At 74.3% G+C, this 14,588-nt stretch carries 15 protein-coding genes; 4 read left to right on the plus strand and 11 right to left on the minus strand.

Features of this window, described 5'->3' with window-relative positions; genetic code table 11:
• Positions 1-24 precede the first annotated feature (24 nt).
• Complete coding sequence (locus ACI79D_RS01005) at positions 25-807, plus strand: TSUP family transporter (protein WP_456916422.1); 783 nt, start codon at positions 25-27, stop codon at positions 805-807.
• Between the two features lie 65 nt (positions 808-872).
• Here the strand turns inward: ACI79D_RS01005 and ACI79D_RS01010 are convergent, their stop codons facing one another.
• The 6 genes from ACI79D_RS01010 to pyrE form a co-directional block, all read right to left on the minus strand.
• Complete coding sequence (locus ACI79D_RS01010) at positions 873-1,295, minus strand: DUF3151 domain-containing protein (RefSeq protein ID WP_456916423.1); 423 nt, start codon at positions 1,293-1,295, stop codon at positions 873-875.
• Positions 1,295-2,329 (minus strand): class II fructose-bisphosphate aldolase, encoded by a 1,035-nt coding sequence (gene fbaA, locus ACI79D_RS01015; RefSeq protein WP_456916424.1) that lies wholly within the window; start codon positions 2,327-2,329, stop codon positions 1,295-1,297. The genes ACI79D_RS01010 and fbaA overlap by 1 nt, the downstream gene beginning before the upstream one ends.
• A gap of 78 nt (positions 2,330-2,407) precedes the next feature.
• The gene (locus ACI79D_RS01020; protein ID WP_456916425.1) at positions 2,408-3,007 is read right to left on the minus strand and encodes a pentapeptide repeat-containing protein; all 600 of its coding nucleotides are present in this window, start codon (positions 3,005-3,007) and stop codon (positions 2,408-2,410) included.
• Positions 3,004-4,356, minus strand: a complete 1,353-nt coding sequence (locus tag ACI79D_RS01025) for an FAD-dependent oxidoreductase (protein ID WP_456916426.1) — start codon at positions 4,354-4,356, stop codon at positions 3,004-3,006. The genes ACI79D_RS01020 and ACI79D_RS01025 overlap by 4 nt, the downstream gene beginning before the upstream one ends.
• Before the next feature lie 33 nt (positions 4,357-4,389).
• A complete protein-coding gene (locus tag ACI79D_RS01030; protein WP_456916427.1) occupies positions 4,390-5,781 on the minus strand; it encodes an FAD-binding oxidoreductase in 1,392 nt (463 codons plus the stop codon).
• Between the two features lie 47 nt (positions 5,782-5,828).
• Positions 5,829-6,431 (minus strand): orotate phosphoribosyltransferase, encoded by a 603-nt coding sequence (gene pyrE / locus ACI79D_RS01035; protein WP_456916428.1) that lies wholly within the window; start codon positions 6,429-6,431, stop codon positions 5,829-5,831.
• Between the two features lie 33 nt (positions 6,432-6,464).
• On the opposite strand from pyrE, the gene ACI79D_RS01040 reads away from it, so the two are divergent.
• The gene (locus ACI79D_RS01040) at positions 6,465-6,929 is read left to right on the plus strand and encodes a TspO/MBR family protein (protein ID WP_456916429.1); all 465 of its coding nucleotides are present in this window, start codon (positions 6,465-6,467) and stop codon (positions 6,927-6,929) included.
• On the opposite strand, the gene ACI79D_RS01045 is transcribed toward ACI79D_RS01040, so the two are convergent.
• From ACI79D_RS01045 to clpB, 3 genes are all read right to left on the minus strand, one after another.
• Positions 6,930-7,586 (minus strand): fasciclin domain-containing protein, encoded by a 657-nt coding sequence (locus tag ACI79D_RS01045; protein ID WP_456916430.1) that lies wholly within the window; start codon positions 7,584-7,586, stop codon positions 6,930-6,932.
• A 218-nt stretch (positions 7,587-7,804) separates the two neighbouring features.
• A complete protein-coding gene (locus tag ACI79D_RS01050; RefSeq protein WP_456916431.1) occupies positions 7,805-8,434 on the minus strand; it encodes a hypothetical protein in 630 nt (209 codons plus the stop codon).
• Positions 8,435-8,645: 211 nt separating this feature from the next.
• A complete protein-coding gene (gene clpB / locus ACI79D_RS01055) occupies positions 8,646-11,231 on the minus strand; it encodes an ATP-dependent chaperone ClpB (protein WP_456916432.1) in 2,586 nt (861 codons plus the stop codon).
• A gap of 200 nt (positions 11,232-11,431) precedes the next feature.
• Between clpB and ACI79D_RS01060 the strand changes: the two genes are divergently transcribed.
• Entirely contained in the window at positions 11,432-11,875 is a 444-nt protein-coding gene (locus ACI79D_RS01060; RefSeq protein ID WP_456916433.1) for a MarR family winged helix-turn-helix transcriptional regulator, read from the plus strand.
• Between the two features lie 77 nt (positions 11,876-11,952).
• On the plus strand, positions 11,953-12,393 hold the full coding sequence (locus ACI79D_RS01065; RefSeq protein ID WP_456916434.1) for an OsmC family protein: 441 nt from the start codon (positions 11,953-11,955) through the stop codon (positions 12,391-12,393).
• A gap of 84 nt (positions 12,394-12,477) precedes the next feature.
• Here ACI79D_RS01065 and ACI79D_RS01070 read toward each other — a convergent pair whose 3' ends face one another.
• Both ACI79D_RS01070 and ACI79D_RS01075 read right to left on the minus strand, forming a co-directional pair.
• On the minus strand, positions 12,478-14,076 hold the full coding sequence (locus ACI79D_RS01070; RefSeq protein WP_456916435.1) for an MDR family MFS transporter: 1,599 nt from the start codon (positions 14,074-14,076) through the stop codon (positions 12,478-12,480).
• Positions 14,077-14,117: 41 nt separating this feature from the next.
• Positions 14,118-14,588 carry a MarR family winged helix-turn-helix transcriptional regulator gene (locus ACI79D_RS01075; RefSeq protein WP_456916436.1) on the minus strand — a complete coding sequence of 157 codons (471 nt, stop codon included), beginning with the start codon at positions 14,586-14,588 and terminating at the stop codon, positions 14,118-14,120.

The following is a 14,588-nucleotide window of genomic DNA, read 5'->3' on the forward strand; positions in this document are numbered from 1 at the left end:
GGCCGCCGGTGAGAGGCTGCGGGGGTGACCACCCTCGGCTCGCTGAGCGCGGTCACCGTGGTCCTCCTGGTGCTCGCCGCGTTCGCCGCCGGGTGGGTCGACGCGGTCGTCGGCGGCGGCGGGCTGATCCAGCTGCCCGCGCTGCTGCTGGTGCCCGGGATGGAGACGGTCCAGGCGCTCGCGACCAACAAGATCTCCAGCGCGATGGGCACCGCGACGAGCGCGGCCACCTACTACCGGCGAGTGCGGCCGGGGCTGGCGACGGCGCTGCCCATGGCCGGGGTGGCGGCGGTCGGCTCCGCCGGGGGCGCGCTGTCGGCCGCTGCGGTGCCCGACGGCGTGCTCGAGCCCGTCGTGCTGGTCGCCCTGGTGGTGGTGGCCGTCTACACCCTGCTGCGGCCCGGCGTCGGCGGCGTCACCGAGCTGCGGTTCAGCGGCCACCGGCACACCGTGGCCGCGGGTCTGGTGGGGGCGGTGATCGGGTTCTACGACGGCATCGCCGGTCCCGGCACCGGCGCGTTCCTGGTCTTCGCCCTGGTGGGGCTGCTCGGCTTCGCGTTCCTCGAGGCGAGCGCGACCGCGAAGATCGTCAACCTGGCCACCAACATCGGCGCCCTGGTGGTCTTCGCGATCGACGGATCGGTGCTGTGGGGGCTCGGCCTGGTCATGGGGACGGCCAACCTCACGGGCGGCTACCTGGGGGCCCGGACCGCCGTCGGTGGGGGCAGCCGCTTCGTCCGGGTGGTCTTCCTCGTCGTCGTCGGGGTGCTGATCCTCCGCCTGGGCTGGCAGCTGCTGCGGGGCTGAGCCGCCAGGGAGGGGCGGAGACGGCCGGGAGGGGCAGAGACGGCCGTCCCCGCCCCTCCCGGGCGTCAGGGCGCGAGGTTCGGGTCGCAGTCGCGCAGCAGCTCGGTGAGCCGCTCCTGCTCCGCGGTCTCGCCGATGGCCTCCGCGGCCCGGGCCAGCACCGTCACGCAGCGCAGGAAGCCGCGGTTGGGCTCGTGCGACCACGGCACCGGGCCGTACCCCTTCCAGCCGTTGCGGCGCAGCGCGTCCAGCCCGCGGTGGTAGCCGGTGCGGGCGTAGGCGTAGGCCTCGATCGTGTCCCGCAGCTGGCGCTCCGGGCGGTCGAGGGCCTCCTCGCCCAGCGCCGCCCACGCCGCGCTCACCGTCGGGTGCCGGGCCGCGACCTCGGCCGCCGGGGTGCCCTCGGCCAGCTCGGCGTCGGCCTCGGGGTTCGCCGGCAGCAGCGTCGCCGGGGGCTCGCCGAGCAGGTTGACGTGTGGGTGGCCCATCAGGCGCCCTGCGACTGGCCGGCCGACAGCAGGTCCTCGCACGCCTCGACGACGCGCGCGGCCATGTTGGTCTCGGCCAGCTTCATGTAGGTGCGCGGGTCGTAGGTCTTCTTGTTGCCGACCTCGCCGTCGACCTTCAGGACGCCGTCGTAGTTGGTGAACATGTGGCCGGCGACGGGGCGGGTGAAGGCGTACTGGGTGTCGGTGTCGACGTTCATCTTCACCACGCCGTAGGACAGCGCCTCGCGGATCTCCGACTGCAGCGAGCCGGACCCGCCGTGGAAGACGAAGTTGAACGGCTTGGCGCCGTCGCCGAGGCCGAAGTCCTGCGACACGACGTCCTGGCCCTGCTTGAGGACCTCCGGGCGCAGCTTGACGTTGCCCGGCTTGTAGACGCCGTGGACGTTGCCGAAGGTCGCCGCCAGCAGGTAGACGCCGCGCTCCCCGAGGCCGAGCGCCTTGGCGGTGGCCACGAAGTCGCCGGGGGCGGTGTAGAGCTTCTCGTTGATCTCGTGCGCGACGCCGTCCTCCTCGCCGCCGACGACGCCGATCTCCAGCTCGAGGACGATCTTGGCCGCCGCGGTCCTCTCGAGCAGCTCCTCGGCGATCTGGAGGTTCTCCTCCAGGTCGATGGCCGAGCCGTCCCACATGTGCGACTGGAACAGCGGCGCCTGGCCGGCGTCCACCCGGTCCTTCGACAGCGCGATCAGCGGCCGCACGTAGGAGTCCAGCTTGTCCTTGGGGCAGTGGTCCGTGTGCAGCGCGACGTTGACCGGGTACTTCTCAGCGACGACGTGGGCGAACTCGGCCAGCGCGACGGCGCCGGTCACCATGTCCTTCACCCGGGTGCCCGAGGCGAACTCCGCGCCACCGGTGGAGAACTGGATGATGCCGTCGCTGCCGGCGTCGGCGAAGCCGCGCAGGGCCGCGTTGACCGTCTCCGAGGAGGTGCAGTTGATCGCCGGGTAGGCGAAGCCCCCCTCCTTGGCCCGGCTGATCATGTCGGCGTAGACCTCTGGGGTCGCGATGGGCATGCGAGGCACTCCTCTGCGTCGGGGACGGCGCTTGCTCGGCGGCCAGTATCCCGCCGCCGCTCCGCGCGGCGACACCCGCTACTCCCCTGTGGCGGGCTCCACGCGCAGGCCCAGCGCGGTCACCAGCGTGACGGCCTGGACGAGGTCGACCCGCGCTCCGGCCAGCTCGACCCGCCGCGGGTCGACCGCCGACAAGTCGCTGCCGCGCAGGTCCGCGCCGGACAGGTCGGCGCCGTCGAGGTCGGCGGCGGAGAGGTCCAGGTGCGTCAGCGTCGCACCGCCGGCACGGACACCGGTCAGGTCGGCCTCCCGCATCCGGGCGCCGGTGATCGCCGCCCGGCGCAGGTCCGCCTCCCGCAGGGCGACGAACGACCAGTCGCCGCCGGTCACGGTGAGCAGGTCGAACGTGCACCGCTCGAACCGCGAACCGACCAGCTTGCAGTCGGTGAGGTCGGCGTCGAAGAACGAGCAGCCGGTGAACGTGCAGTTCACGAACACCGCGCCGGTGTACCGGGCGACGGTGAACCGGCAGTCGCGGAACTCGCAGTCGGTGAAGACCAGCCCCTCGGCGGTGGTCTCGGACAGGTCGACGTCACCGAGGACGACGCCGGTGCGCTCCTGCCCGGAGAGGTCCTCGCCGTACCAGTCGGCGCCCCGGACGTCCTCGGCGGCCGTCATCCCCGCTCCGACCGGCTGGCCACCCGGGCGGCGACCAGGACGGGGTCGTGGACCGGGGAGAACGGCGGGGCGTAGGAGAGGTCGGAGCCGGCGAACTCCTCCGCCGTCAGGCCGGCCCAGATCGCCGTGGCCAGGACGTCGATCCGCTTGCCGCTGCCGGCTCCGCCCACGATCTGCCCGCCGAGCAGCTGGCCGGAGTCGCGGTCGCTCACCAGCTTCACCGTGATGGCCTCCGCGCCGGGGTGGTAGCCGGCGCGGGTGGTGCTCTCGATCGTCTCGGTCCGGACGTCGTAGCCGGCCTGCTCGGCCTGGGTCGTGCACAGCCCGGTGCGGCCGATCTCGAGGTCCCCGACGGCGGTCAGCGCGGTGCCGAGGACGCCGGCGAACCGGGCCGGCCGGCCGGCGATCACCGACCCGGCCACGCGGCCCTGTTTGTTGGCGTGCGTGCCGAGCGCGACGTGCACCGGGTCGCCGGTGAGCCGCGAGAACGTCTGCGCGCAGTCCCCCGCGGCGAACACCTCCGGGTGCGAGCGGCTGCGCTGCGTGCGGTCGACGTCGATCGCCCCGGTCGGGCCCAGGGCCAGCCCGGCGTCCCGGGCCAGCTCCACCTCCGGACCCATGCCCAGGCCGAGGACGACGAGGTCGCAGGGGTAGCTGCCGGCGTCGGTGCGCACCGCGCGGACCACCCCGTCGGCGTCGGTCTCGATCTCGCGCACCGGCTGGTTCGGCTGGACGTCGATGCCCATGTCCCCCATGGCCTTGCAGACCCGCTCGCCCATGTCGGCGTCCAGCAGCGACATCGGCAGCGGGTCGGCGAGGACGACGGTGACCGCCAGGCCGCGGGCGGACAGCACGTCGGCCATCTCCAGGCCGATGTAGCCGCCGCCGAGCACCACCGCGCGGCGGGCCCCGGCGGCCACCGCGGCCCGGATGGCGGCGCCGTCGGCCAGCCGGTGCACGCCGTGCACGCCGTCGGCGTCCAGCCCCGGGACAGAGGGCCGCAGCGGCCGGCCACCGGTGGCGACGACCAGCGCGTCGTAGTCGAGCTTCTGGCCGGTGCTGGTCCGCACGGTGCCGGCGTCGAGGTCGATCGCCTCGGCCCGCGTGCCGGTGCGGACGTCGATGTCCTGCGCGGCGAACTCGCGCGGCGTGCGCGCGATCAGCCGGTCCCGGTCGGGGACGACGTCGCCCACCCAGTAGGGGATGCCGCACGCCGAGTACGAGACCTCGTCCCCCTGCTCGAGCACGGTGACCGCGAGGTCGGCGGCACCCCGCAGCCGCCGGGCCTGGGCGGCCGCGGACATCCCCGCGGCGTCCCCACCGATGACGAGCAGGCGTTCTGCGCTCATGCGGTCAGCGTGTCACCCCGGCCCGGGCGCCGGTCAGCGCCGCCGCAGCACCGTGCCGGGGTTGAGCAGCCCGGCCGGGTCGAGGGCGTCCTTGATCGAGCGGTGCACCGCCAGCGACACCGGGCCGATCTCCCGCTCCAGCCAGTCGACCTTGAGCGAGCCGACACCGTGCTCGCCGGTGATCGTGCCGCCGAGGGAGAGCCCGAGCTCGAGGATGTCGTCGAACGCGGCGAAGGCCCGGTCGCGCTGGTCGGCGTCGGCCGGGTCGAAGCAGATCGTCGGGTGCATGTTGCCGTCACCGGCGTGCCCCACGACGCCGACGGTGAGCCCGCGCTGCCCGGCGATGGTCTCGCAGCCGTCGATGAACGCGGCGATCCGCGAGCGCGGCACGGCGACGTCGTCGACGAGCGGTGTGCCCAGCCGCTCCAGCGCCGGCAGCGCCATGCGGCGGGCGGCCAGCAGCAGGTCGCCCTCCGCCGGGTCGTCGGTGGTGTGCACGAGGTCGGCCCCGGCGTCGCGACACAGCTGCGCGAGCGCCTCGATCTCCCGGACGGCGGCCTCCCCGCCGGTGTCGGACTGCGCGACCAGCAGGGCGTGGGCGTCGCGGTCGAGGTCGGCGCGCAGCAGGTCGTCGACGGCGCAGATGCAGGTGTTGTCCATGACCTCGAGCAGGCTGGGCACCAGGCCGCTGGTGACCACCCGCTCGACGACCTGCCCGGTCTGCGCGGTGGTGGCGAACGTGGCGACCAGCGTGACCGGCCGCTGCGGCGCGGGGCGCAGCGCCAGCGTCGCCTCGGTGATGACGCCGAGGGTGCCCTCCGAGCCGACGAACAGCCGGGCCAGGTCGTACCCGGCGACGCCCTTCACGGTGCGCCGCCCGGTGCGCAGCACCCGCCCGTCGGCGAGCACCACCTCCAGGCCGAGCACGTAGTCGGTGGTGACGCCGTACTTGACGCAGCACAGCCCGCCGGAGTTCGTGGAGAGGTTGCCGCCGATGGTGCACCAGTCGTAGCTGGAGGGGTCCGGCGGGTAGAACAGCCCCGCGCTTGCCACGGCGTCGCGCAGTTGCTTGTTCACCACCCCGGGCTGGACGACGGCCAGCCGGTCGGCCGGGGACACCTCCAGCACGGCGTCCATGCGGGTGGTGACCAGGGTGATCGCGCCGTCGACGGCGTTGCTGGCCCCGGCCAGCCCCGACCCGGCGCCGCGCGGGACGACCGGGACGCCGTGCCGCGACGCCACCTGCAGAACCGCGACCACCTCGGCGGTGCTGCGGGGGAGGACGACCGCCGCGGGCGTCCCGGACTCGGCGAGCATGGCCTGGTCCCGCGCGTAGGACGCGGTGACGTCGGGGTCGGTCAGGACGCTGTCGGAGCCCAGGACGTCGACCAGCTCGGCGACCCAGGCCGTCGTCACCGTGGTCACCGCCACACCGTACGGCCGGGCCACCGGACGGCCGGTGAGGGGCGCGCTCAGTCGAGCCCGAGGTCGGCGAGGGTGTAGGCGGCGCGGTACTCCAGGCCGGCGGCCTCCACCGCGGCCCGGCCGCCCCGGTCGACGATCACCGCGACCGCCACCGGCTCGGCTCCCGCCTCCTGCAGCGCCTCGACCGCGGTCAGCGGGCTGGAGCCGGTGGTGGAGACGTCCTCCACCACGAGGACGGCGCGCCCCTCGACGTCGGGGCCCTCGATCCGCCGCTGCAGTCCGTGCGCCTTGCCCGCCTTGCGGACCACGAAGGCGTCGAGGAACCCCTCCCCGGCGGCCGCCGCGTGCAGCATCGCCGTCGCCACCGGGTCGGCGCCGAGGGTGAGCCCGCCGACGGCGTCGTAGCGCAGGTCGCCGGTCAGCTGGCGCATCACCCGGCCGACCAGCGGCGCGCCCTCGTGGTGGAGGGTCAGCCGGCGCATGTCGATGTACCAGTCGGCCTCGCGCCCCGAGGAGAGCGTGACCCGCCCGTGCACCACGGCGAGCTCGACGATGAGCTCGAGCAGCCGGTCGCGGTCCGGGGTGGCGGCCCCGCCCCAGGGGCCCGCCCCGGGGGACGAGGGGTGGGGAGGGACGGGGTCCTTTTCCATGCGCCCGACCCTACTGAGGGGCCACCATGGGCCATGGCGCTTCCCCGGACCCGGCTCGCCGCCGCTGCCGGACCGCTGGCGGCCGCCGTGCTGGGCGGGCTGGCCACCGACCCGGGGAGCCGGTGGTTCCGCCGCCTGGACAAGCCGTCCTGGTACCCGCCGCCGCAGACCTTCGGCATCGTGTGGACCGCGCTCTACGCCGCGATGGCCTGGGCCGCCGGCGAGGTGCTCACCCGCGCCGGGGACGCAGGACGCCCGTTCGCCCGCGCCTACGCGCTGAACCTGCTCCTCAACGCCGGCTGGACGCCGCTGTTCTTCCGGGCCCACCGGCCGTGGGCCGCCGCCGCGGAGGCCGCCGTCCTCACCGCCTCCACCGCTGACCTGGTCCGCCGCGCGGCCGCGGTCAGCGGCCCGGCGGCGGCCGCCCTCGCGCCCTACGCGGCCTGGACGGCGTTCGCCACCGCGCTGACCACCGCCATCGCCCGCCGCAACCGGTGATCAGGCGGCCGGGGCGAGCACCTGGTCGACGAGGTAGACCGTGGCGTTCGCCGTCGGGATGTTGCCGCAGGTGACCGTGGCGTCCGCCGCGCCGAGCAGGGTCTGGTCGGCGGCGATCGTGAAGTCCTGCCCCGAGCCCTCGATGGTCACCTCGTCCCCGGCCAGCGTGGCGTGGGTGCCGGCCAGCTCCTCGGGACCGAGCCGCCCGGCGATGACGTGGTGGGTGAGGACGGCGGTCAGCCGCGCGGTGTCGGTGACGAGGGTGTCGAGCCCCTCCCGCGGCACCGCCTCGAACGCCGGGTTGACCGGGGCCAGGACGGTGATGTCCTCGGTGGTGTTGAGCGAGTCGACCAGCGTGGCGGTCTGCACGAAGAACGTGAAGTGCGTCAGCAGCGGGTTGTTGGCCGCCGCCGTGGCCAGCGGGTCGTCGGCCATCCCGGCGGTGCTGCCCTCCCCCTCGGCGGGCAGCGCGCCGCAGCCGGGCCCCACCGGCCCGGTCACGGCCGGCGCCGTCGTGGTGGCCGCCGGAGGGGTGGTCGGCTCCGCCGCGGCGGTGTCGCCGGCCGGAGCGGGGTCGCCCGAGCCGCAGGCGCCCAGCGGGACCGCCAGGGCCGCGACGGCGGCGAGCAGGGCGCGGCGGGAGGGGGTGCGCTTCACGGGGATGGAGCTCCTTCGTCCTGGACGCCGCCATCATCCCCGCCCGGCCCGGGGCCGCCGGGCACCACGCCCCGCACGGCGCCGCGGGTCGGGTGACGAGCACCCGGGTGCAGTGCGGTCCGGTGGCGCCGAGGAGATGGGGGCGGCCCGGCCGGTGCTGGTTGCGACCGGTCTCCGGGCCGCCCGATCGGTTCAGCCGGCGGACGACGGGGTGCCGGTCAGCGCAGCCCCGCGGCCCGGCGCCGGCCCACGGCGGTGTACCACTCGTTGGACGGCTTCATCCCCAGGGCGACGATCCCGACGACGGTCAGCAGCAGCGAGATCACCGACAGCGAGTCGAGGAACCCGGAGCCCGCGGCGCCGCCTGCGGCCCCGCCCAGGGCGACCAGGCCGAAGAGCACGCTCAGGCCGCCGAGCACCCAGAGCACGATGCGGGCCCAGTTGCGCCCCTGCCAGGCGAACCAGATGAACAGCGCCTCGAGCGCCACGAGCAGCAGGCCGACCACGGCGCCGACGACCAGCCCGGCCCGGACGACGTCCTCGGTCAGGGCGGGGTCGTTCGAGACGGCCACCGTCTCCGCGACCAGGCTGTCGACGTCGGAGAACTGCACCAGCGAGGAGATGAGGCCGAGGATCAGCGTGGCGATGAACGCCCCGACGCCGACCCGCACGGTCGTGGGCCGCTCCGGGGCCGGCGGCGGCTCCCAGCCCGGCGCCGAGGGCGCGGGGGCGTAGCCGTACGGCCCGGGTGGCGGCGGCGCCTGCCAGCCCTGCGGCGGTGTCTGCCAGCCCTGTGGCGGCTGCCCCTGCCAGCCCTGCGGGTCCTGACCGCCCTGCCCTGAGGTCATCTGCTGCGCTCCCTGTCCGGTCCGTGCGTCGGCGGCGATGATCACCCACCGGCCGGGAGGGAGGCCAGGCTCCGGCGCCCATCGATACCGGAACGACGCCGGGCCCGCCGTCCCGGGGAGGGACGGCGGGCCTTCCGGCACGTTCCGCGCCGGCCCCCCTGCAGGGTCCCGCCGCGAGCTCGCGAGTGGCGGGGGGCAGGAGGGTCCTTCTTCAGCCGCGGGAGACGGTCAGCCCGTCGACGGAGAGGTCCTCCGGGGCGTCGACGACGACCTCGTCGCCGTCCCGGATGTCGCCGGCGAGCAGCGCCTTGGCCAGCTGGTCACCGATGGCCGACTGCACCAGCCGGCGCAGCGGCCGGGCACCGTAGACCGGGTCGAAGCCGTTGATGGCCAGCCACTCCCGGGCGGCGTCGGTGACCCGCAGGGTCAGCCGGCGGGCCGCCAGCCGGCGGGCGAGCACGCCCACCTGGATGTCGACGATGCCGGCCAGCTCCTCGCTGCCCAGCGCGCGGAAGACCACGACGTCGTCGAGCCGGTTGAGGAACTCGGGCTTGAAGTGCACGCGCACGACGTCGAGCACGCCCTCCCGGCGGCGCTCCTCGGGCAGCGACTGGTCGGCGATGATCTGCGACCCGAGGTTCGACGTCAGGATCAGGATGGTGTTGCGGAAGTCCACCGTCCGGCCCTGGCCGTCGGTGAGCCGGCCGTCGTCGAGGACCTGCAGCAGCACGTCGAAGACGTCCGGGTGGGCCTTCTCCACCTCGTCGAGCAGGACCACCGTGTACGGACGCCGCCGCACCGCCTCGGTCAGCTGGCCGCCGGCCTCGTAGCCGACGTAGCCGGGCGGGGCGCCGACCAGCCGGGCCACCGAGTGCTTCTCGGAGTACTCGCTCATGTCGATGCGGACCATCGCCCGGTCGTCGTCGAACAGGAACTCCGCCAGCGCCTTGGCCAGCTCGGTCTTGCCCACGCCGGTGGGGCCGAGGAACAGGAACGAGCCGGTGGGCCGGTCGGGGTCGGACACGCCGGACCGCGCACGGCGCACGGCATCGGAGACCGCCCGGACGGCGTCCGGCTGGCCGACGACCCGCTTGCCGAGCTCGTCCTCCATCCGCAGCAGCTTCTGGGTCTCGCCCTCGAGCAGCCGGCCCGCGGGGATGCCGGTCCAGGCCTGGACGACCTCGGCGATGTCGTCGGGGCCGACCTCCTCCTTGAGCATGGAGTCGCCGCCCGCGACCGACGCCTCGGCGTCCGCGAGCGCCTTCTCCAGCTGCGGCAGCCGGCCGTAGCGCAGCTCGGCGGCCTTGGCCAGCTCACCGTCCCGCTCGGCCCGGTCGGCCTCCAGGCGGGCCCGCTCCAGCTCCTCCTTGATCTGCTGGATGCGGACGATCGCGTTCTTGTCCTGCTGCCAGCGCGCGGTCAGCTCGTCGAGCTGCTGGCGCTTGTCGGCCAGGTCGGCACGCAGCGCCGCCAGCCGCTCCACCGACGACGGGTCGTCCTCCTTGGCCAGCGCCATCTCCTCGATCTCCAGCCGGCGGACGGCGCGCTCGACCTCGTCGACCTCGACCGGCCGGCTGTCGATCTCCATGCGCAGCCGGCTGGCGGCCTCGTCGACCAGGTCGATGGCCTTGTCCGGCAGGAAGCGGGCCGTGACGTACCGGTCGGACAGGGTGGCGGCGGCGACGATCGCGGCGTCGGTGATCCGGACGCCGTGGTGCACCTCGTAGCGCTCCTTGAGGCCGCGGAGGATGCCGATGGTGTCCTCGACGCTCGGCTCGCCGACGAAGACCTGCTGGAAGCGCCGCTCGAGGGCGGGGTCCTTCTCGATGTGCTCGCGGTACTCGTCGAGGGTGGTCGCGCCGACCATCCGGAGCTCGCCGCGGGCGAGCATCGGCTTGATCATGTTGCCGGCGTCCATCGCGGAGTCGCCGGTCGCGCCCGCACCGACGATGGTGTGCAGCTCGTCGATGAAGGTGACGACCTGACCCTCGGACTCGGTGATCTCCTGCAGGACGGCCTTGAGCCGCTCCTCGAACTCACCGCGGTACTTCGCGCCGGCCACCATCGAGGCCAGATCCAGCGCCATGAGCCGCTTGCCCTTGAGGCTCTCCGGGACGTCGCCGGCCACGATCCGCTGCGCCAGCCCCTCGACGATCGCCGTCTTGCCGACGCCGGGCTCGCCGATGAGCACCGGGTTGTTCTTGGTGCGCCGCGACAGCACCTGCACCACCCGGCGGATCTCGGTGTCGCGGCCGACGACCGGGTCGATCTTGCCCTCGCGCGCCCGCGCGGTCAGGTCGACGGCGTACTTCTCCAGCGCCTGGAAGGTGCCCTCCGGGTCGGGGCTGGTGACCTTGCGGTTGCCGCGCACGGTGCGGAAGGCGGCCAGGAGCGCGTCGCGGGTGGCGCCGGCGCTCTTCAGCACCGTGGCGGCCTCCCCCTCGACCTCGGCGAGGCCGACCAGGAGGTGCTCGGTGGAGACGTACTCGTCGCCCAGGGCGCTGGCCTGCTCACCGGCGGCGTTGAGCACGCGCAGCAGCTCGCGGGACGGCGAGGGTGCGGGCACGGTCGCGCCGCTGACGCTGGGCATCCGCCGGATGGCGGCCTCGGCCTTGGCACGGACGTCGGCGGCATCGGCTCCCACGGCCTTGAGCAGCGGGGCGGCGATGCCGTCGGACTGCTCGAGGAGGGCCACGAGCAGGTGCAGCGGCTCCAGGGCCGCCTGGCCGCGGTCGACCGCCAGCCGCTGGGCGGCCGCGATCGCCTCCTGCGAACGGGTCGTGAGCTTGCTCTGCATGGTGGGTGGGGACGGTCCTCTCCGGGAGCGGCCGGGGACCCGGCCGGGGTTGTCGCCTGGTCCAACGTACGCGGAGTTGAGTCTGTTCCACTCAACCTGGCTGCGCGTCCTCGCCGCAAGAGCCGGACGACCCCCTCCTCCGAGGTCACTGCAGGGGCAACCCCCGGTAGCCCCCGGGTGAGCGGCCTAGAATCCTGCGCGTGACCCGACTGCCGGCACCGAGCGCTGTCCTCGAGGACCAGCTGTGCTTCGCGCTCTACGCCGCGTCCCGCGCGATGACGGCGCGCTACCGCCCGCTCCTCGACGCGATCGGGCTGACCTACCCGCAGTACCTCGTGATGATGCTGCTCTGGGAGACCGACAACCAGACCGTCGGGCAGCTCGGCGCGCGCCTGTCCCTGGACAGCGGCACGCTCTCGCCGCTGCTCAAGCGGCTCACCGCCGCCGGCCTGGTGACCCGTCACCGGCGGGTGGAGGACGAGCGCTCGGTGTCCATCGCCCTCACCGACGCGGGCCGGGCGCTGCGGGAGGAGGCCGAGTCGATCTCCGGGGAGATCATCTGCGCACTCGACCTCGACCGCGAGGAGTTCGCCGACCTGCGGGCCAAGCTCAACGTGGTCACCGAGCGGGTCAACAAGAACTGACCCGGCGCACCCGGGTGGTTGCCGACAACCGACCCGGGTAGCGGCTCCTCGACACCCGTCCGAGGAGGAGGAACGCCATGCCCACCCGCACTGCTCGCACCGCCTGGAACGGCACGCTGCAGGAGGGGTCCGGCCAGGTCGAGCTGTCCAGCTCGAAGGTCGGCACCTACGAGGTCTCGTTCCCCAAGCGCGCGGCCGACGACGCCGGCGGCACGACCAGCCCCGAGGAGCTGATCGCGGCGGCCCACTCGTCCTGCTTCGCGATGGCCCTGTCCAACGAGATCGGCAAGGCCGGCGGCACGCCGCAGTCCCTGGAGATCACCGCCGACGTCACCCTCGGCCAGAAGGACGGCGGACCGCACATCACGAAGATCGCGCTCACCGTCCGCGGTGAGGTGGAGGGGCTCGACGCCGCCGGCTTCGAGAAGGCCGCCCAGGCCGCCAAGGCCGGCTGCCCGGTGAGCAAGGCCCTGGCCGGCGTCGACGAGGTCACGCTGGACGCGACCCTGGAGAGTTAGCAGGCCCCGGCCCCCGACACGGGGCCGGCGCAGACGACGGCGGCCCGCTCCCTGTCGCAGGGGGCGGGCCGCCGTCCGTCGGTTTCAGCGGCCGCTGCGCAGGCGCTCCTCGCCGCTCTCGGTCCGCAGCGCCACCTCGCGGATGGCGAGGATGGCCAGCACGGCCACGACCGAGATGACGGCGGAGATCAGGAAGACCCGGCCGGTCGCGTCGCCGTAGGAGACCGCGATCAGCGAGCGGATCGCCGGCGGGGCGTCGGCGAGGTCGGCCAGCCCGACGTCCCCGGAACCGGCCGCCTGCACGGCACCCGGGACACCGGCCAGGCCGTGCGCGATCAGGTCGCCGACGCGGGAGCTGAGCACCGCGCCGAGGACCGAGACGCCGATCGTGCCGCCCAGGCTGCGGAAGAAGGCCACCGCCGAGCTGGCCGCACCGAGGTCGCGGGCCGCGACGGTGTTCTGCACGGCCAGCACCAGGTTCTGCATCGTCATGCCGATACCGACGCCGAGGACGAACAGGAAGACCCCGAGCAGCACCATGTCGGTCTCGTGGTCGATCGTCGCCAGCAGCCCGAACCCGGCGACCACCAGGAACGAGCCGGCGACCAGGAACCGCTTCCACCGGCCGGAGCGGGTGATGAGCAGGCCCGAGACGGTCGAGGAGAGCAGGAGCCCGGCCACCATCGGGATGGTGAGCAGGCCGGCCGCGGTGGGCGAGTAGCCGCGGGAGATCTGCAGGTACTGCCCGAGGAAGACCGACGAGCCGAACATGGCCACACCGATCGCGATGCTGGCGACGATCGCCAGCGTCGTCGTCCGGTCCCGGAACAGCCGCAGCGGGACGATCGGCTCGGCGGCCCGCAGCTCGGTGACGACGAAGGCCGCGATGGCCAGCAGCCCGCCGGCCACGAACAGCGCCGTCTCGAGCGACCACCAGGCGAAGGTCCCGCCGGCGAGGGTGACCCAGATGAGCAGCGCGGAGACGCCGGCGGTCAGGAACGTCGCGCCGAGGTAGTCGATCCGGACGTGGCGCTTGGTGACCGGCAGGTGCAGGGTCCGCTGGAGCAGGACCAGGGCGACGACGGCGAAGGGGACGCCGACGTAGAACACCGACCGCCAGCCGAGCCACTCGGTGTCGACCAGGACGCCGCCGATCAGCGGGCCGCCGACGGTGGCCACCGCCATGACCGCGCCGATGAAGCCGGAGTACCGGCCGCGCTCCCGCGGGCTGATCATCGCCGCCATCGCGATCTGCACGAGCGCCTGGATGCCGCCGAGCCCGAGGCCCTGCAGCACGCGCCAGGCGATGAGCGTGTCCACCGACTGCGCGAGACCGGCCAGCATCGACCCGACGATGAAGACGACGATCGAGATCTGGATCAGCAGCTTCTTGCTGAACAGGTCGCTGAGCTTGCCCCAGATGGGCGTGCTGGCGGTGCTCGCCAGCAGGGTCGCGGTGACCACCCAGGTGTACTGCCCCTGGGTGCCGCGCAGGTCGGTGATGATCGTCGGCAGGGCGTTGGAGACGACGGTCGAGGACAGGAACGCCACGAACATCGCCAGCAACATGCCCGACAGCGCCTCGAGGATCTGCCGGTGCGACATCCGCCCCTGCTGCTCGGCGGGCGCCGTCTCGACGGCGGGAGCGGCTCCGGCGGTGCGGGGCTCGAGGGTGCTGGTCACGGTTCTCCTGGACGGTTCGAGGGAGCGGGGCGGGCAGGTGGTCACGACGCCACCCGCCCGGGGGACGCGGCCGACCGCTCGAGGTCGGCCGCCAGGCGCTCGAGGAACGCGCTCAGCTGCTGCGCGTCGTCCTCGCCCCAGGCGGCCAGGGCGGTCGTCGCCCACTCCGAGCGCGCCGCGCGGGTGCCGGCGAGGGCGGCGGCGCCGGCCTCGGTGAGGTGGAGCAGGCTCGCCCGCCCGTCGTCGGGGTCGGGACGGCGCTCGACGTAGCCGGAGCGCTCGAGGGCGGCCAGCTGCCGGCTCGCCACGGAGACGTCGATGCCGGCGCGCGCGGCCAGGGCGCTGCAGCGCTGCTCGCCGTCCTGCTCCAGGGGCACGAGCAGCGCCCAGCCGAAGGACGGCAGGTCACCGTAGACGGCGTCGGCGGCCCGGGCGCTCAGGTGGCGCCCGGTGCGGACGATGCGGGCCACGCCGGCGGTCAGCCGGTCGCAGGTCTCGGGGGTGATGGGCAC

The organism is Geodermatophilus sp. SYSU D00708, from assembly GCF_054050115.1.